The following is an 18,338-nucleotide window of genomic DNA, read 5'->3' as shown; positions in this document are numbered from 1 at the left end:
CCTCAAGTATAGAACGACATACTTGAGGGTTTTTATGTATGAAGAAGGGCCTTGTATCATATATTTTATTCGTCGTTGCATGTAAGTCATTCGGTTTATAAAAACAATGTGCTAAAGAGAGTAAAGAAGGCTTTTCTATTTTTCCCGAGAATGAAAAGAAATATATAATCTAATTTTCGTGAATGTAATAAGGAGGCAGTAAAATTTGAACAGGAAAATTTGGTTTGTAGTTACTTGTTTTGCATTTTTAGTAGCTAGTTATATTGTTGTCCAATATTTTATTATGGATGGATTTCAAACAGGGCTTGTAAAAGTGAAGCTTATGTTTGGATCTAAATTAAGTGCGTTCTGGTATATGATGCTATTTATACATATTACAACTAGTATAGTAGCATTAGTAATTGGTCCTTTTACATTATCCACTAGATTTAGAGAAAGGAATATCAACCGTCATCGAATAATTGGGAGAATCTATATGGTTGGTATATTATTAGGAGGCGTTTCTGGACTATACCTATCTTTTTATGCTACGGGAGGATTGGTAGCGAAGCTAGGTTTCGGTTTGTTATCTGTATTTTGGCTAACATCAGCATATCAAGCGTTACATGGAGTTAAGAATAAAAAAATTAAAGAGCATCGGAATTGGATGATTAGAAATTATTCTTTAACCTTTGGAGCAGTTACATTAAGAATTTGGCTACCGTTGTTTATCGTTCTATTTGGAATAGAGCGTTTTGAACTTAGTTACGCTATTATTGCTTGGTTAGCGTGGGTACCCAATTTAATTGTTGCAGAATTATTCATAAGAAAAAGACTTAATAAAGGAAAATACAAAGGAAATGAGGATTTACATTTTTAATGTAAATTTGCTGTAATATTGAGGGCAGAATTCTTCAGTAATTGAATTTTTAAATAGCTGGATTTCGTTTGTAGATTCAAAAATCCGCTAATTTTATTGAATAAATAGAAAATACTTTCTTTTTTCGTTTATTTAATTTAATATCAATAAGGGCACCAAAAAAATAGATAGAGGTGCTAAAATGTACGGTATTATTAATTATGAAGTGTTTTTACTAACAGGAATTTTATTGAATTTAATTCCTGGTGCAGACACCATGTACATTGTGGGGAGAAGTATTTCACAAGGTAGAAAAGCAGGTATGTATTCTGTGTTTGGTATTATTACTGGTTCTTTAGTTCATACGTTGTTGGTTGCTTTTGGTTTATCTATTATACTTACAAAATCCATTGTGCTATTTAACACTATTAAGGTTATAGGTGTTATCTATCTTGTATATTTAGGGATTAAAATGATACTTGATAAGACGAATGTAGCTTTCCAGGCCTCGTCCAATAAATTGAACATTAGAAAAATATATATACAAGGGCTTTTAACAAGTCTTACGAATCCAAAAGTCTCTTTATTCTTTATTGCGTTTCTTCCGCAATTTATAGATACAAAGGCTTCAGGTCCTATGCCTTTTATCATTTTAGGACTTACTTTTACAGTAACTGGACTATTATGGTGTTTATTTGTTGCTTATTTCTCTTCATATGTTACAAAAAAATTAAGAGGAAACCAAAAGGTAGGAATGATTCTAAATAAGATAACAGGACTGATTTTTATTGGTATGGGGTTAAAGTTGCTTCAAACAAAAGCTCCTCAATAAACCTGAATAACATAAAAATGCCCCCTTTCAAGAGATGTAATCTTAGGTTTAGGCTAATTTCTACATACTAAAAAGTCCCTTTAACTTTGAAGGGACTTTTTGCTTGTTATTTTGAGTTATCTAAAAGTTTATTTCAAGGTGAGGATCGGTCTGCCCGTAAAAGCCCGATTGGTGAGGGCTGATTAAAGTTTCACTTTATTTGTATTACCAACTAGCAGTTTCCGTACTTTCCTTCAACCACTTCACCCAATCCAAATCTTCTACCTTAAGCAAACTGAGCGAAACACCTTTCATATCTAAAGAAGTTAGCAATGTACCAACTTTTACGAATGTAATCTGTAATCCTTCCAGCTCACATAAACGGCGAATGTCATTTGCGAAAATGTATTGCTCCATTAATGGCGTTGCGCCGAGTCCGTTAATAAGGATGGCAAAGTTGTCTCCTTTTCTCCAGCGATAAATGCTTTTAAGTTTGTTCATTAGTTCGATTGCTAATATTTCAGAAGAGGATAGTGCTTCTTTACGATATCCTTTTTCTCCGTGAATGCCGACGCCGTAAAACACTTCATCGTCATTTAATGTGAATGAAGCTTTTCCTTGCACTGGATCGTTTGCAGGTGAAAGAGCAACTCCTAATGTGTGTAAGTTTTCTGTAACAGAACGGCCAATTGTTGTTAGCTCTTCTAAAGAATGACCTTCAAGAGCAGACGCACCAAGTATTTTTTGAATGAAAACAGTACCAGCAACGCCGCGTCTTCTTTTATTAAAAGAAGCATCATCTTCAATTGAAACGTCGTCATTTACGATGATATGGTCAATTTTTCTTCCTTCTTCTTTAGCGATCTGCTCAGCCGCTAGAAAGTTCTCAACGTCATCTTTAAAGTTTTTAATGATGAATAAAATACTTTTATCTTTTGGCATGAGGCGAGTAGCCGCTACAATTTGTTCCACTGTAGGCGGAGTGAAAATGCTGCCGTTTACTGCCGCTGTAAGCATACCTTTTCCTACATAGCCAATATCAGCGGGTTCATGTCCGCTACCACCGCCGCTTATAATCGCGACGTTTTGCTTTAGTTTTTCGATATCCTTTACATAAATGATGTTATTTGTTTCGTCGTAATTTACTTTGTCGTTATGTTCAAAATAAAAGCCATGCAGCATATCTTGAACGATATGTTGTACATCATTCATAATCTTTTTCATTGCTTTTGCCACCCTTTAATTACTTTGCTGATTGCTCAAGTAATAGTAGTAATTGATTGTTTATCATATTTTTCATAAGAGAAGACATAATGGAAGGATCTACTTCGCACTTGCTTTCAATCCAATCTTTTATTGTTCCAACGAAGCCGTGACTATAAAAGGAGGCAATCGTATTTTTTGTCTCATCAGAAAGGCTGAATCCACAGCTTACAGATAGTTCATCAATAATCTTCATATATAAGTTTTTCGTATGCTCAAATAAATAGTGATTAAACGAGTTTTGCTCAATAACTTTAAAAGCATTTCGGTAAAATTTTTGATTTTCATAAAAGTAATCAAATAATAAATCAAAAATGTTTTCCCATTTTTCATAATCGAGAAAGTCTATAATATTTTCTTTCGTTTCTTCTCTATAAATCCAGCTTAATAGTTCAAATTTATCTTTAAAATGATAATAAAAAGTTTGCCTACGCATTTGACAGTGTAACATAATATCGCTCACTGATATTTTATGAAACGACTCTGTTTCCATTAAATATTTCAATGAGTTCGCGATTATCTTTTTAGAAATTATAGAAGAGGTCATCTGAATCATCCCTAGAATGTTAGTAATATAAAAATCCTATCTATAAATGAGAGCGGTGTCTTTAGACAGATTGTCCATTTTGTCCGTTTACTATAAAACGCTTTCATTTTAACATGAGTAGTAAGAAGAAGATTTCAAATATATCACAATATATTAAAGGAATTGAGGGATAATCACAATGAAAAAGATTATAAACAAACCAGAAACATTAGTAATGGAAATGTGTAACGGAATGGTTATGGCTCACCCAGAGCTTGAACTTTTGAAAAAATATAAAGTGATTAAGAAGAAAGAAATGAACGAAAACAAAGTAACGTTAATTAGTGGCGGCGGTAGTGGCCATGAGCCGGCACATGCAGGATTAGTCGGAAAAGGAATGTTAGATGCGGCGGTGTGCGGAGATGTTTTTGCTTCTCCTTCACAAATTCAGGTATATCAAGCAATTAAAGAAACAGCTAGTAAAAAAGGTACGTTATTAATTATTAAAAATTATAGCGGCGATATTATGAATTTCAAAAACGGTGCGCATTTAGCGACGGAAGATGGAATTGAAGTCGACTACGTCAAAGTGGACGATGATATTGCGGTAGAAGATAGTCTGTATACAGTAGGACGCCGCGGCGTTGCAGGAGTTATTTTAGTTCATAAAATTGCCGGTGCAGCAGCGGAAGCAGGTATGGATTTAGGAGCGGTGAAAACTGTCGCAGAAAAAGCAGCGGTTAACGTGCGCACAATTGGTTTAGCGTTAACGTCTTGTACAGTTCCAGCGAGCGGATCACCTACTTTCACACTTGCGGAAGATGAAATGGAATACGGCGTAGGTATTCACGGCGAGCCAGGAATTAAGCGTGAAAAAATGTTGTCAGCAGATGAACTAGCGAACCGTATGACAAATGACCTTATAAAAGATTTAGGAGTAAAAGATGGCGAGGAAATCGCACTTCTAGTTAACGGTTTTGGCGGAACACCACTGCAGGAACTTTACTTATTTAACAATGCAGTGACGCGAGAATTAGCTGCTAGAAACATTAAAATTAATAGAGTATTCGTCGGCAACTATATGACGAGTATCGATATGGCTGGTATGTCTTTAACTGTAATGAAATTAGATGATGAGTTAAAAACATTACTATCAAAAGAATGTAATACACCAGCGTTTAAAGTAGATGGACCAGTTGAAAGTTTAGAGTATGTAAATGTACTTGAAGAAACAGAAGAGAAGGAAGTTTCATTTGAACTAGAAACAGCAGAAGAACACGCTGTTATTAAAGATAATGTCATTACATTAAACAACATGATTTATCTCGTTGATAAAATGAGCGATATTATCATTAAAAATGAAGTACCATTCTGTGAGTTAGACACGCACGCTGGTGACGGCGATTTCGGAATGAGTGTAGCAAAAGGATTTAAGCAATTAAAACGTGAGTGGCATTCTATTGTAGATCAAGAGAACGTAACAATCGGATCATTCCTTGATGGTTGCTCCATGATTATTATGGAACATTGCGGCGGCGCTTCTGGTCCAATTTGGGGCGGTGCATTCCGCGCAGCTAGTAAAGCAGCAGGCGAGAAGCGTGAGTTAACAGTGAAAGAATTCGCTGAAATACTGCAAGCAGCACTGCAAGGCATCCAATCGATCGGTGAGAGATCATTCGGCAGAGGAGCAGTAGTTGGTGACAAAACGCTTGTTGACGCACTTGCTCCATGTGTAGACTCTTGGTTAGATAGCGCCTCAAACGAAGTAGACGTAAAAACTGCCTTTGAAAAAGGTGCAGAAGCAGCGGTTAAAGGAGCAGAGTACACGAAAGAAATCGTAGCTCGCATGGGCCGCGCTGGTACAGTTGGCGAAAGAAGTTTAGGATACCCTGATGCAGGTGCACATGCGCTTGGAGTTATCTTTACGGAGATTGCAGGTAGTTTGAAATAGGAATGAGAAAGTCCCTCTGTCTTAAGACGGAGGGATTTTTCTGTAGTTTTCGAGAATAATAGTATGTGTCTTTTTGTATCACCAAAAACGACCGATTTTGGTGATACAGAAGGACATAAATCTTGTTTTTTGTTATGTCTTCATTTACAACGGTTTTCAAAGGAGATATTCTTAGTAAGAAATTATATTGAAAAGAGGTTTTGATTGTATATGATGAAGCTTATTAATCGCTAATTAAAATTCAAACGAATTTTATACTGTAAAAGGTCAAATTAAGGACAATTCCTTGATTTTATTTGTTATACCCTTTTACTAGTAGCGGTTAGAAGACATTATATCTTATCAAAAAATTTCATGTTATTTCACGATATCTATTCTTTCGGGATAGGTGTATTTATAATAGACAGAAATTTGACCATGAGAAGATGTTTCTTCTTGTGGTCTTTTTTTTGTCGTTTTTTGATTCCGGAAGCATGTTTTTATGCCGTTACACCTATTATAAGGCGGTGATTAACGAAAACTTAGTAGTAGATTGTTGTAAGAAATATACACTCTTTTTAGGAAAATATAATAAAAAATGGAGGATTTATCATGAATGAATATCAATTAATTAGCGACTAAATTAATGAATCATATCATTAAAAAATACGAGAAGAATTATAATTTTATATACTTATTCGCGAATGATACGGTGTTAGAATTTTATCCTAAATTTGGTTTTGAAAAGGTGCAAGAAAGTAGCTTCAGCTTGAAGGTTTCAAATATGATACGTCAAATAGATAAAAAGTAAGATTTACGAAAGTTAGATGTTAATAATCAGGCTGATTTTGAGCTGATGAAGGAATATGAAGCCGAAAGAATTCCGGTGTCTTCTAGATTAGGTTTGAAAAATAGTAACATTATTCACTTTAATATATTAATTATTTTTTGTTGTCTTGTTAGTTAAAGGGGTACTTAGTACAAAAAATAACCGTAGATAGTAGCACGAACACTGTTCTTGTTATAATTAATTTTTTTCAGAACGTCTATAATCCTCTTTTAAAAAATATATGTAAATATAATAAAAAACGAATGATTAATAGAAATATTCTACACCACTCGTTTTTTATCGGACTTCTTTTTATTGTACTTTTATTTTCTTTATGAGTTATTGGAAAAATAATTATCTATATAAGTCTTTATTTTTTCAAAATTCTTTTCCATAAATAAGATTGCTGGTACTTCAATTATTGGAAGATTATTTTCATTATCAAAAGCTGGACACGGTTTGGGAACTACCAAATAGTCAACTGAGTTTTTATCCCTAATATAATTAATTGAGACATCATAATACTTAGAGAAATATTCCTTCAAATCATCCTGATTCCTTAAAAATGGTAGAGAAAATATTGAACCATAATTTATACCAGCGTCGACAATTAATACAAAGCATATTTTTTTCATGATACACCCTCCTCATATAATAAGTTTTAAGTTAATAACTGTTCCTTGAAAATTAAATAGTTTTTATCTTCAAGAGCTACATCAAAAAATGATGTATGGGTAAAATTTAGTCTTGGATACTGGGGGATTTCCCTAGATAATGGAGGTATAGAAATGGATCCATCGGGAATATGCTTACTCCCCCTGTAGTTCGACCACGTTAAAAGACTGTGACCCAGACCAAAATGCACTGCATACGCACAAGCTGTATCGGTTTCCTTCATTTACCTCTCATAGTGGTGGGAGGGCAGCTAAAAAGAAGTCCTGGTGGAAGTTTTGGAAATTAGTATCATTTTTTAATTAATACAAGTAAAAGAGACCTTATAGGGTATTTTACTGTTTTCGCTCACATGGATTGTCTTATACATCTAAGTTGTTTCTACATAAATATCTGTAATCTCACCTATTACTATATCTTTAAAAAATTTCCAACAGAACCAATAAACCGTTATAAAAAGTATTTAAAATAATAACAAATAGGTATAATAATTCCCACTATAGAAAATACAATACTTCCTAAATTAAATGCAGAAAGTTTCGCACGATGAACTTGAATTTCACCTAAATCTACCCCTCCACTAAAATGCTTATCCATAACTTTAGCGACGTTTTGTTGTTGATTAACAAAATAAGGTATTAGCCATATACAGCAGAATAAAATAATACTACCAAAAAAGAGTGTGTCAATAATTGAAGCTCTCCAATTTAATGAAGTAATGACTATGAGAACAAATTCTCCTACCATAACAATTACCATAGTTACTACATATCTGGATTTTTCAGAAACGTTTTTAAATACAGTCTCGTCCAGAATTTTTTCTATTTTAGTCCATATTAAACTGATTAACACGATTAGGCTAATTAAGAAAATAGTAAATAAAGCTTTAACTAAAAGATACTCAAACACTACCGACACCACCTAATAATTTCTAAATTAGAATGTAAAGTTGATTTTTTTAACTCTATTAAAAGATTAAATTCAATAATCTATTAACTAGCTTATCGAAAAATTTATTGATTTAAAGATACAACGCTATATGTATTAGTTATATAGGATAAGCTCTCCCAAAATTCCTTTTCTAATATATATATCTTCTAATCGTTGTTGGACTTCAATTGTCTAAATATTTTATTTAGCACTTTATATTACTTAAGGGTTCGAATTTTCTGAATTAAAATTCCGTGATATTGTTAAGAAAATAATTATTATTATGATATCTGGATGTAATTGCTGCTAATGCTTTATCTTCAAGGGAAAATATAAGGTTTTCGTTACCATAATACTAATAACAACCTAACAAACTGAATATTTACCAGAAAATACTAAAATGTATCCCTCAGCAATTTACAGTATAATACACTTTTAGAAAAAAATCGAATATTTAAGTATTTCCTTATTAATAATATGAATTAATAGAATGTTTATATTATTATACGGATTAAAGATAGCTCAGCTGTGGTGATCTTTATTCATTTTTTCTAGAGTTTATATTAACTTAGCAAACTTTGTAACAGAACCATATATAAGAGCAAATATGATAAAAGCAATATCACAAGTTTTTTATTTTTATACAGTAACCATTTGTTAGCCAATCCCTTCTCTTGATTCGGAATATTCTGTTGTTTTTTATCGATTTACAATTAGAGGTTGAACTATTATATAATTTACAGAATTATGATAATTTTTAGGTAAATAGAAGTAGTTGAGGAGGACGTAGTGATATGAGCACAAATATTTTAATGTATGAAGCAGTTATGCAACAACTTAATGATTTTTATCAAATGATGTTGTCGCAGCAAATTGAATAAGCATGAAAAAGTTAGTGATTATTTCGATGTATGTTACGAAGCGAAACAAAAACTACTAAGCAAAGGGGCGTTAAAATAATGAAGAAGCTTATATTAGCGACGTTAGGATTAGTGATAGTATTATCATTTAGTAACAATACAGGTGATACACAACATGCTCTAAAAAAGGAAGAAATTATACAATATTCACATGCTGATCATTTTTAATATCTCATTAACAAAGGGACTCCAATTATGGAGTCCCTTTGTTAATGAGATATTGCTTTAGTTTATCTAATTGTAATAATGTTTGTAAAAAGTGTAGATATTTTCTAAATTTGCAGAGGTAATTATTTGTTAATCTTTTAAAACATTGGCTTAGTAATACCGAGGGTTATTATAGATATATTAATCATATAATTTGTCCATATCAAAATGAACGTTTTTTGCATCTAATATATTGTAAATATATTTTATTTTGGAAGGATCTGATTATATGGCTCATAAATCTACTGGAGTGTTTCGAGTTCCAGTTTCTGAAAATGGGATTATTCCAACTGCTCTCAACATTATGTTAAACAATGATTCACGCTGCCATACTAGTAATGTAACGGTAACTGTTAAGAGAAGTCGAAACACCTTTTTCCCAACTCAAAATGAATTAGTTGAAATCTCTCGTACTTTTGTTTCTTTAGAACCAAACAGAACAACTAAGATTGTGTTGTTTACTCCAGAATTTCAAGTAGAAGATTTCCTTGATGTCATCATTAGTGGAAATAAAGAGGATGTTAAGGATGTTCTTGTATATTCTTTCTTAGCAGATTCAGTAGGTCACAATCTGCCATCTACTGTTTTCAGAAATGCAGAATACACTTTTGCTTGCTGACACTGTGATGATGTATTCTTTCCTGTCGTATATCTGAATTGAAATGTTACAAGTAGCACTTCACGGCATACAATCTATCGGTGAAAGATCATTCGGCAGAGGAGCGGTAGTTGGTGAAAAAAGTTTAGGATATCCAGATGCAGGTGCACATACGCTTTGGGTTATCTTTACGGAAATTTTAGGTAGTTTGAAATAGAAATTAGAAGATCCCTTCTACCTTAAGGTGGAGGGGTTTTCTTAATATTGTTTTTTGATATATATTGCTAAGTATGTTCCCATAATTCATTCTATTGTATTGAGAATAATGTCATCTACATCAAAAAAACGGCTTATAAAAGGAACTAGTATTTGAAGGAGTTCCACCTCAAACATACTCCAATGCATATAAATATGTTTGAGGTGGATTTATTAACGAATTTTATATAGCATGAATGAAAATGGGATAAATAAAACAATGTTTCTTAGTATGTTTTTAAGAATTAATTGAGCAGGTCCTTTTGAAAATAAAAAAAGACACCCTAAGGTGCCTTCCTCTGAATTAAAACAATAATATGGTTCTAAGTTTAAAAACTATTGGGATTTTTCCTGTGAGTTTTATAAGTAGTTTTTAAGAAATTATGAGTGGTTATTTTTGTTTTCGAAATATTCTTCTTTAATTATTTGTAATTTTTTTTCGTTTTTTGTTAATTCAAATATAAATAATGATTTTCTCATGTTATTAGCAACATCTTCTTCATTATATTGTTTAAGCTTTAATAAATTTGAACCTTTTCCATAGTATAGTTCACCCAATAAGTAAAAAGTATTTAGATTAATAGCTAATTGGATACCCTTATCAATGTATTTTATTGCTTCTTCGTATTGATATGTGTAACTTAAATTTTTTGCTAAATTATAAATGATTTTCAATTTAATTTCTTTATCTCTAGGAAAATCTAATTTGTTAAAATTATTTAAACATCTTTTAAGGATAGTAATACTTTTTTTGTATTCTTTATTTTCTGCATGAAGTATAGCCATTGTATGTAGAATATCTATTTCTCTCTCTGATAAAAAATCAATATTGGTTACAGTTAGTTTTAGTGCATTATTTAAAAGAGTTAAAGCCACTTTTGTTGAGTTATTCACACAATATATAGCAATTGCTTCATGCCATATTAGAAATTGTTTATCTTCTTTTGTTTGAAAATTATTTGTGTATTTTTCTCTTGTTACTATTTCATAAAGCTCTTTATATTGATGTTGCCTTATGCAATCCCTCATTACGTATTTTACGTTTTCTGTATATTTTAATTTCTTGTTTTGAGTTAGTGCAAATATACTATTTGGATCAACACCGAGTCTTTCTGATAATTGATATAACAATATGCTAGATGGATAAATCACACCTTTTTCGATCTTACTAATTTGACTTTGTGAACATATTCCGTGACATAAGTCGGATTGTGATATATTTTTTTTAATTCTAAGTTCTTTAATGGTAATACCCAAATCGTTAAATTCCATTTTTTCACCTACTATTTAGCACTTTATTAATATAAGAACATTCTCTAACCTTAATGTAATGTAAAGTTAATATAGTTGCAATTATTGTTTTAAAGGGCTTATCGTTTCTATAAGATGGTAAGATTTTTTTATGTACAAAAAAGACACTCTAAGGTGCCTTCTTGCGATTTGCTCCATTGTAATATGGTATTGGATGCCAGTCCAATTATTATTTTACCATGTTAAATAGTTTCGGTTATTGAGAAAAAAGACAACTCATTATTTGAATGCAAAAAGTCCTAGGGGGACTAGGACTTTTTACTAGAATGAATATGATTAAAAAAAGGACTTATATAACGTAACATATGAATGTTTCGTAAATGTATCAAAAAAGTGAACAAAAGCGTTAATTTAAATAAAAAAAGCTCCGCGATAAAAGCTGCGGAGCTTCATAAGGTCGAGTTATGTCGTACTCACAAGGGATTTTAACATGAATGTTGTGGTGAAAATACTGGTAAATTTATCCCGTAAAACCCCCACTGATTAGAGTTTCACTTCATTCGAAGGAATTCATGTTTTATAAATTAGATTATGAGAGTTGATATTCTCCATATTGACCAGAAAAGAACTAAAAATTCTAGTGAAATTCCAAGTGTTCGTTTCCTAGTTTTTTGAAATTCTTTTATTAAATAGCCAACAGCACTAATTGCTATAAGAATGAAAAGAATAAGTTCGAGTGTAACTGGCATTTTATCTACTCCTAATACTGTAGTTTATTATATAAAGATTATAAGATGTTTTTGTGGCTAGTGGTGAAAAATTCAATAGAATTATTTCTAAATGGAGTAAATCTTTCAACGGACCAATCAAAGGTCAATACAAAAAGTGTTATACAATATACGCATGGAGAGTCGTGGGGCTAAAGAAATATTGGAGTATAAAGAGTTGTTAGATCAAAGGATTATTACCGAAGAAGAGTTCGAAGTGTAGAAAAAAGTAATTATTAGGTATATAGATGAAACGCTCAGATGAGCGTTTTTTTATTTATATATTCGCAAGTAAAATAACATAATATCACCATGAATCCTTATAACAATATGAATTTTTGCATATTTTAAAATTTAATATATCCCTTAAAAAGTTTTAATTGTATAATATATTTTGTCATATTTTTAGATTTTTCGACATAAACCAACAAAAATAGAGAGCGTATTGGGAGAAGACATTATGTATACAAAACTATTAAAATCAATTACATCATTATCACTTATTGGTGGTGCGTTGTTATATACAAATGGCAGCGATGTAAAAGCTGCTGAAGTGGGTGTTTTTTCTGATGTGCCGACATCACATTGGTCATATCCTGCGATTAAAGATTTAGCGAGTAAAAATATTATTTCCGGTTATGGAAATGGGATATTTGGTTTTGGAGATGTTGCGACAAGGGAGCAAGTTGCGGCTTTAATTTATCGAGTGTTAGTACCAAATAAACAAGGCGGCTCGTTTAGTAATGATGGAACTCGTTACGTATTAAAGGATGGGTCTACGTTTAAAAATCCTTACGGTGATATTAATCAAAGTTCTACAATGTTCCCAGAAGAGGTATTAACTTTAACAAATTTAGGAGTTTTTAAAGGTGATGAAAATGGCCAATTTAGACCGAAAGCTTCTGTGAATCGTGCAGAAATGGCACAAATTCTTACGAATGCTTTCCATCTTGCGGCAAAACAAAAACATACCTTTAAGGATGTTCCAAATCCATTTTGGGCAGAAAATGCAATTAGTGCGGTGCAGTCAAATGGAATCGCAGATGGCACAGGGAACGGGAATTTTGAACCGTATGGCACAGTAACACGTGAACAGTATGCGCAGTTTTTATATAAAACTTTGAAGTATAAAAATGCTGATGTGAAAGATACAGGAGATGCGGCATTATTAACAGCGTTTAAAGAGGAAGTACAAAAGCGTATTAATACATACGAGACAAATATTACACTGCCATATAAAACGAAAAATAATAATACAGACGAAGTGATGAATACACTTTTTAACGCATATAAAGAAGTGGCAAGTAAGAATGAGTATACAAATAATAATAGATCGAATGTTTCATATGGACTTTCTGGATCACCTGGAAATTATACGTTTACGCTTAAGATTACATATCGTGAAACGAAAGAACAGACGGAATATGTCATGAAACAAGCGAAAGCAATCGTTTCTTCTATCACTCAAGTTGGAATGGATGATCACGAAAAAGTGAAGGCGATTCATGATTACGTAGTAAAGCATGTTTCTTATGATACGTCTTATAAAGCTTACACAGCATATGAAGCACTTGTAAATCGTTCTGCGGTTTGCCAAGGTTACGCACTATTAACTTATCAATTATTAAAAGAAGCAGGAATTGAAAATCATTTCGTGACAGGAACTGGGGACGGACAACCTCATGCTTGGAATTTAGTGAAAATCGAAAACAATTGGTATCACCTTGATACAACATTCGATGATCCGGTGCCAGATGAGCAGGGCCGCGTAACGTATTCGTATTTCAATTTATCAGATGAACAAATCGCAAGAAATCATGAGTGGAACCGTGGAGACTATCCGCAAGCTACAACAAATTATTATAGTACACTGACAAATAAAATTGCGGCAGGTAGTACGAAAACGTCTGCATATCAGCAAATATTAAAAGATACAAAGTTAAACTATTTAGGAAATGAATATATTGCAAATAACTATACTGAATTAAAAAATAAAATGCAGCAGCGTTATAGTGCAAAGCCAGAAAAGATAGAAGTACTTTATAAGCAATCAATGAACGGTGCGCTGCAAGATGTGAAAAATGCAATTGGGGAAATCGGTTATCCGCAAGGGTTCAACCGTGTTTCTTATAAAGCGGAGCCTTACAATGCGAAAGAAGGGTATTCTTTAGTGACGATTACGTTTACGTATTAAGAATGAGAAAAAGCATCTGTTTCAGATGCTTTTTTTTATTATATTGATTCGACAAAATGTGACAGGTGAAAGCGAATTGGTCTGTTATGATAATTTTTGAAATTTTACATTTTGGAGGATTAATCATGAATAAAAAGAAGATTTTCGTTGCGTTAATAGGAATTGTAGCCTTATTTGTAATTATTAATGTAGTTGTTACGAAAGAAAAAACGACATCAACCAGTGAAAAAATGTACTCTGAGAAAGAATATAATAAATTAGTAGATGAACATTTTGAAGAAACGCAAAAGTTGAAAAGTGATATGAGTGTGTTAGAAACTGAAAAAAAATCTCTTGAAGAGCAAATGAAGGCGAAGAATAAGCAAGGGTAAAACAAAAACGCTATCTTTTAAAAAGGTAGCGTTTTTGTTTTGGGTTATAAAGTTATTCCTACATTTGACATATACAGTCTGACTGTATAAAATTAAACTATACAGTTTAACTATATAGTTTAGCTATATAGTTATCGTTACATTGGAGGTCTTTATGAATAGAGATAAAAATTTACCATTAACGGAAACAACGTATTACGTTCTTTTAGCTTTATTAGAGCCAGCTCATGGATATTTAATTATGCAAAAGGTGGAGGAACTGAGTAATCATCAAGTGAAAATCGCAGCGGGTACATTGTATGGTGCGGTGGAAAATTTATTAAAACAAGGGTTAATAGAATCGGTAAAAAGTGAAGATAAAAGAAGAAAAGTGTATGTCATTACGGAACGCGGGAAAGAAGTATTGCATTTAGATTTTATGAGAATGCAGCACATTATTGCGGTTACAAAAAGTTTATTACACGTATAGTTAGGAGGAAACGATGATGTGGAGATTAAAGTGCGCCCATAAGGGCCTTGTAAACTCTGATTTAGTAAATCAGCGGGTGAAGTGAAACAAGATAACAACCCGACACCGGTAGCCTTATCCGTAATCGAAAGTGAGCGGGGAGTGTAGCATGGCTGCAACGGGATAAGTCACTCTAATGTCATGAGTGCGACTGAATTTCTAGGTGTACCGTGGTAAACAAGGTTGAATGCTAAACTGCGTGAAGGATAAATCAAGGGGTCTTATCGACGACCATATCGAAATAGACATTGAAACGATATGTCTCTAGTTCAGCTCATCTATTTTTTGTGGAGAGAGGTGTGTTTCACACTAGAGAACCAACTAAAGTACATTAGTAAAGATTGAAAGTCCCAACCGACATTACTACAAACTATTTACAAGGTACTAAATGGGGATTACCTAAGTGGAAGCGCCATTTATGGCTATAGAGGATGATTTCAAGGTAAAAACCAAGAAATGTGGCTCTTGAATATTCCATATGGTAACGGAGCCTTCGTAGTAGTCAGAGATAGGGAAAGCCTATCACACTAACGTATGACAAATTACGTTAGGTCATGGTTGTGAAATCAGGATGGCGAAGGAAGGTAGTCAATTAGTTCATGATGATAATAAACAGGAAGGAAGCGAGATGCTGATGAGAAATCCAGTTTATGTATTGAACACCTTGTCGAAGAATACTATTAAAGAAAACTATAAGTTCAAAAGATTATATAGAAATCTTTATAATCCAGAATTCTACTATAAAGGTTATCAAGAAATATATGCCAATCCAGGTAATATGACCAGAGGAACCATAAGTAAAACTGTTGATGGCTTCTCAAAAAATAGAGTATCTAAAATCATCAACAACATTAAAAATGGTAACTATAAACCTACTCCTGTTAAGCGAGTATATATTGATAAAAAAGGGAGTAAGAAAAAACGTCCTCTTGGGGTACCGACATTTGACGATAAACTTGTCCAATTAGTAATAAAGTATATCTTAGAAGCAATTTATGAACCAAACTTCTCTGAGAACTCACATGGATTCAGGAAAAATAGGGGTTGTCATACAGCTTTGAAACAAATTAAAAAGAGTGGTAATGGAACTAAATGGTTTATTGAAGGTGATATTCAAGGTTTCTTTGACAATATCGACCACCATATCCTAATTAACCTACTAAGAAAACGTATCAATGACGAAACACTCATCGGATTAATATGGAAGTTCCTAAGAGCTGGGTACATGGAGGATTGGCAATTCCACAAAACATTCAGTGGAACACCACAAGGAGGGATTCTCAGTCCTCTTCTTGCCAACATATATCTAAACGAACTAGATATATACATGGAAAAATACGCTGAAAAGTTCGGAAAAGGTCAACCAAAAGACAGAGAAGTTGATAAAAGATATCAATACTTACACCTCAAAATAAAAAGAGGGCGTAAGAAAGCAGACTTACTAAGAGAACAAGGTAAACACAATGAAGCTCAGGAATTAATCGAGCAAGTCAACGAATGGGTTAAGGAAAGGGGACAACGTCCCTACTACAATCCAATGTCGGATAAATTTAAGTCACTAAAATATGTTAGATATGCTGATGACTTTATTGTAATGATAATCGGCAGTAAAGATGATGCCAAAGCCATTAAATCTGATATAGCTCAATTTCTCAATGAAGAATTAAAATTAACTTTATCAGAAGAAAAAACACTTATCACCCACTCTAGCAAGAAAGCAACATTTCTTGGGTACAACGTCAATATCACTAGAAACGAGTTATTTACCAAATACTCGGTGAAAGGTGCAAAAAGAAGACATCACAATCTAAAAGTAAGACTTGAAATCCCCCATGAAACATGGCGAAATAAATTACTTGCCCTGAATGTTTTAGAAATGAAGTATGTGAATGGGAAAGAAACTTGGAAACCAAAGCATAGACCGGAAATGGCACACCTAGATGATTTGGAAATACTACATAATTATGTATTACAGATCAGAGGGATGTACAACTACTACAAATATGCAGTTAATTCAACGGTACTCCAAAAATTCAGTTACGTTCTAGAATACAGCATGTATAAAACATTCGCCAATAAATATAAAAGCTCAATCGGAAAAATTAAGGGGAAATATTGCAAAAACGGTGTATTCATAGTCAATTACAAAGATAAAAAAGGCAAACAACACTCTCATTCTTTCTACAGGGAAGGATTTAGAACGGTTGATATAACTAAGATGAAAACACAAGAAAATAACATCGACAACTTGTTAGCCTCAAGAGTTCATATGTCAACAACTAGTCTTATGGATAGGTTGTCAGCCAACAAATGTGAACATTGTGGTAAAACCGATTCTAACTTAGTAATGCACCATGTCCGAAAAATGAAAGATGTTGAGAAAGGCAAAGCCAAATGGCAAAAATTAATGATTGCCCGTAGACGCAAAACATTAGCCGTATGTGAGGATTGCCATAATGAAATTCACTATGATATGAGAGTAGAACTTATAGCGAAAAACAGAAAAAAATAACTTTGACAAGCAATTGATGGAGAGCCGTATACTCTGAGAGGAGTACGTACGGTTCGGTGAGGGGTTTTGAGAAACCTATCATAGCAATATGACAAGGCGCTCGCTTCCTACTCTACATTCTTTTTAGACTTTGAGAAAGAGGAAAAATGGTTAGAAGAGATGGCTTGGAAAGGCTATCAACTAGAAAGCAATACATTTGGTTATACATTTAGATATACAGAACCGGAAGATGCGACGATTAAAATAGACCATAGAGTATTTAGTAGAAAAAGTGATTTTATTAATTACTGCACATTATTTGAAGATAGTGGTTGGGAGCATATAGCTGGTAATCGGTGGTCAGGTACGCAATATTTTAAAAAGGTAGATGAAGAAAGTGAAGATGACATTTTTTCAGATCCAATGTCACGAGCAGGGAAGTATAAGCGTCTATCTAAAACATTTTTAGAATTAGCGATCTGTTATTTGCCGATATTATTTTTATTTATGTATAGTAATACAATGAATTTAGGAGCCTTTGTAAATCCGAAAGAACTATACTTGACGCCAGGATTATGGGATAAGCAAGGTGTATCATTTCTATGGTCATTCTTATTTGAAACGCCATTTGCATTAATGAGAGGACTTTTTTTGACATTTATCCCCGTTGCGACATGTATGTTTTTCGTTTGCTCGTATAAAGCAAATAGATTGTATGAAGAGAGAAGATGATAGGAGAAATCCCCTTAAAGTAGATGCTTTGAGGGTTTTTTTGAATTTGTAAATGACTCTTCTTAAAATAGATATGAGCTTAGAGAAGGACAATGATGTATTGGAGGTCACCATATCAAAAAAAGAAAATTGTACGTTTAGACGCATTTTAAATACAAAATAACCGATTCCTTATACGTTAAGAAACCGGTTATTTATTCCCCCACTTTTTTAGAGGGCTTTTTCTTATAATGGTCTTAAATGAT

At 32.8% G+C, this 18,338-nt stretch carries 14 protein-coding genes and 2 pseudogenes; 11 read left to right on the top strand and 5 right to left on the bottom strand.

Features of this window, described 5'->3' with window-relative positions; all coding sequences use genetic code 11:
• Nucleotides 1–205 precede the first annotated feature (205 nt).
• Together QCI79_RS07905 and QCI79_RS07900 are read left to right on the top strand one after the other, a co-directional pair.
• On the top strand, nucleotides 206–859 hold the full coding sequence (locus QCI79_RS07905) for a DUF2306 domain-containing protein (protein ID WP_001080302.1): 654 nt from the start codon (nucleotides 206–208) through the stop codon (nucleotides 857–859).
• 181 nt (nucleotides 860–1,040) lie between these two features.
• Nucleotides 1,041–1,670 carry a LysE family translocator gene (locus QCI79_RS07900; RefSeq protein ID WP_000274242.1) on the top strand — a complete coding sequence of 210 codons (630 nt, stop codon included), beginning with the start codon at nucleotides 1,041–1,043 and terminating at the stop codon, nucleotides 1,668–1,670.
• A 204-nt stretch (nucleotides 1,671–1,874) separates the two neighbouring features.
• Here the strand turns inward: QCI79_RS07900 and dhaQ are convergent, their stop codons facing one another.
• A complete protein-coding gene (dhaQ, locus tag QCI79_RS07895) occupies nucleotides 1,875–2,873 on the bottom strand; it encodes a DhaKLM operon coactivator DhaQ (RefSeq protein ID WP_000723344.1) in 999 nt (332 codons plus the stop codon).
• A 19-nt stretch (nucleotides 2,874–2,892) separates the two neighbouring features.
• Nucleotides 2,893–3,459 (bottom strand): dihydroxyacetone kinase transcriptional activator DhaS, encoded by a 567-nt coding sequence (dhaS, locus tag QCI79_RS07890; RefSeq protein WP_000204212.1) that lies wholly within the window; start codon nucleotides 3,457–3,459, stop codon nucleotides 2,893–2,895.
• Between the two features lie 178 nt (nucleotides 3,460–3,637).
• Here dhaS and dhaK point away from each other — a divergent pair, with 178 nt between their 5' ends.
• Complete coding sequence (gene dhaK, locus QCI79_RS07885) at nucleotides 3,638–5,389, top strand: dihydroxyacetone kinase subunit DhaK (RefSeq protein ID WP_000720756.1); 1,752 nt, start codon at nucleotides 3,638–3,640, stop codon at nucleotides 5,387–5,389.
• 1,140 nt (nucleotides 5,390–6,529) lie between these two features.
• Here the strand turns inward: dhaK and QCI79_RS07880 are convergent.
• Both QCI79_RS07880 and QCI79_RS07875 read right to left on the bottom strand, forming a co-directional pair.
• A complete protein-coding gene (locus QCI79_RS07880; RefSeq protein ID WP_000717611.1) occupies nucleotides 6,530–6,832 on the bottom strand; it encodes a hypothetical protein in 303 nt (100 codons plus the stop codon).
• Between the two features lie 487 nt (nucleotides 6,833–7,319).
• Nucleotides 7,320–7,778 carry a hypothetical protein gene (locus tag QCI79_RS07875; protein WP_000464469.1) on the bottom strand — a complete coding sequence of 153 codons (459 nt, stop codon included), beginning with the start codon at nucleotides 7,776–7,778 and terminating at the stop codon, nucleotides 7,320–7,322.
• Nucleotides 7,779–8,758: 980 nt separating this feature from the next.
• Here QCI79_RS07875 and QCI79_RS07870 point away from each other — a divergent pair.
• The 3 genes from QCI79_RS07870 to QCI79_RS07860 all read left to right on the top strand — a co-directional run bounded on the left by QCI79_RS07870 (nucleotide 8,759) and on the right by QCI79_RS07860 (nucleotide 9,741).
• Nucleotides 8,759–8,887 carry a hypothetical protein gene (locus tag QCI79_RS07870; RefSeq protein WP_000733538.1) on the top strand — a complete coding sequence of 43 codons (129 nt, stop codon included), beginning with the start codon at nucleotides 8,759–8,761 and terminating at the stop codon, nucleotides 8,885–8,887.
• Nucleotides 8,888–9,155: 268 nt separating this feature from the next.
• Complete coding sequence (locus tag QCI79_RS07865) at nucleotides 9,156–9,545, top strand: hypothetical protein (RefSeq protein ID WP_000940662.1); 390 nt, start codon at nucleotides 9,156–9,158, stop codon at nucleotides 9,543–9,545.
• A 43-nt stretch (nucleotides 9,546–9,588) separates the two neighbouring features.
• Nucleotides 9,589–9,741, top strand: coding sequence for a DAK2 domain-containing protein (locus QCI79_RS07860; protein WP_000942238.1), 153 nt, complete (start codon nucleotides 9,589–9,591; stop codon nucleotides 9,739–9,741).
• Nucleotides 9,742–10,160: 419 nt separating this feature from the next.
• Here QCI79_RS07860 and QCI79_RS07855 read toward each other — a convergent pair whose 3' ends face one another.
• Nucleotides 10,161–11,051: a helix-turn-helix domain-containing protein gene (locus QCI79_RS07855; RefSeq protein WP_000395461.1), complete on the bottom strand. Its 891-nt coding sequence runs from the start codon at nucleotides 11,049–11,051 to the stop codon at nucleotides 10,161–10,163.
• A 1,206-nt stretch (nucleotides 11,052–12,257) separates the two neighbouring features.
• Between QCI79_RS07855 and QCI79_RS07850 the strand changes: the two genes are divergently transcribed.
• The 5 genes and pseudogenes from QCI79_RS07850 to QCI79_RS07830 form a co-directional block, all read left to right on the top strand.
• Nucleotides 12,258–13,991, top strand: a complete 1,734-nt coding sequence (locus QCI79_RS07850) for an S-layer homology domain-containing protein (RefSeq protein WP_000288181.1) — start codon at nucleotides 12,258–12,260, stop codon at nucleotides 13,989–13,991.
• 125 nt (nucleotides 13,992–14,116) lie between these two features.
• Nucleotides 14,117–14,341 (top strand): annotated as a pseudogene (locus tag QCI79_RS07845) (hypothetical protein); the annotation flags it as partial.
• 175 nt (nucleotides 14,342–14,516) lie between these two features.
• A complete protein-coding gene (locus tag QCI79_RS07840; RefSeq protein WP_001078063.1) occupies nucleotides 14,517–14,831 on the top strand; it encodes a PadR family transcriptional regulator in 315 nt (104 codons plus the stop codon).
• 673 nt (nucleotides 14,832–15,504) lie between these two features.
• On the top strand, nucleotides 15,505–17,382 hold the full coding sequence (locus tag QCI79_RS07835; protein ID WP_309009745.1) for a reverse transcriptase domain-containing protein: 1,878 nt from the start codon (nucleotides 15,505–15,507) through the stop codon (nucleotides 17,380–17,382).
• Nucleotides 17,383–17,499: 117 nt separating this feature from the next.
• Nucleotides 17,500–18,093: pseudogene (locus QCI79_RS07830) on the top strand (DUF2812 domain-containing protein); the annotation flags it as partial.
• Between the last annotated feature and the right edge of the window lie 245 nt (nucleotides 18,094–18,338).

This window comes from Bacillus cereus group sp. MG1, assembly GCF_040460035.1.
In the GTDB taxonomy this organism is placed as follows: Bacteria; Bacillota; Bacilli; order Bacillales; family Bacillaceae_G; genus Bacillus_A; species Bacillus_A cereus.
This window is presented reverse-complemented; position numbering and strand designations above follow the sequence as displayed.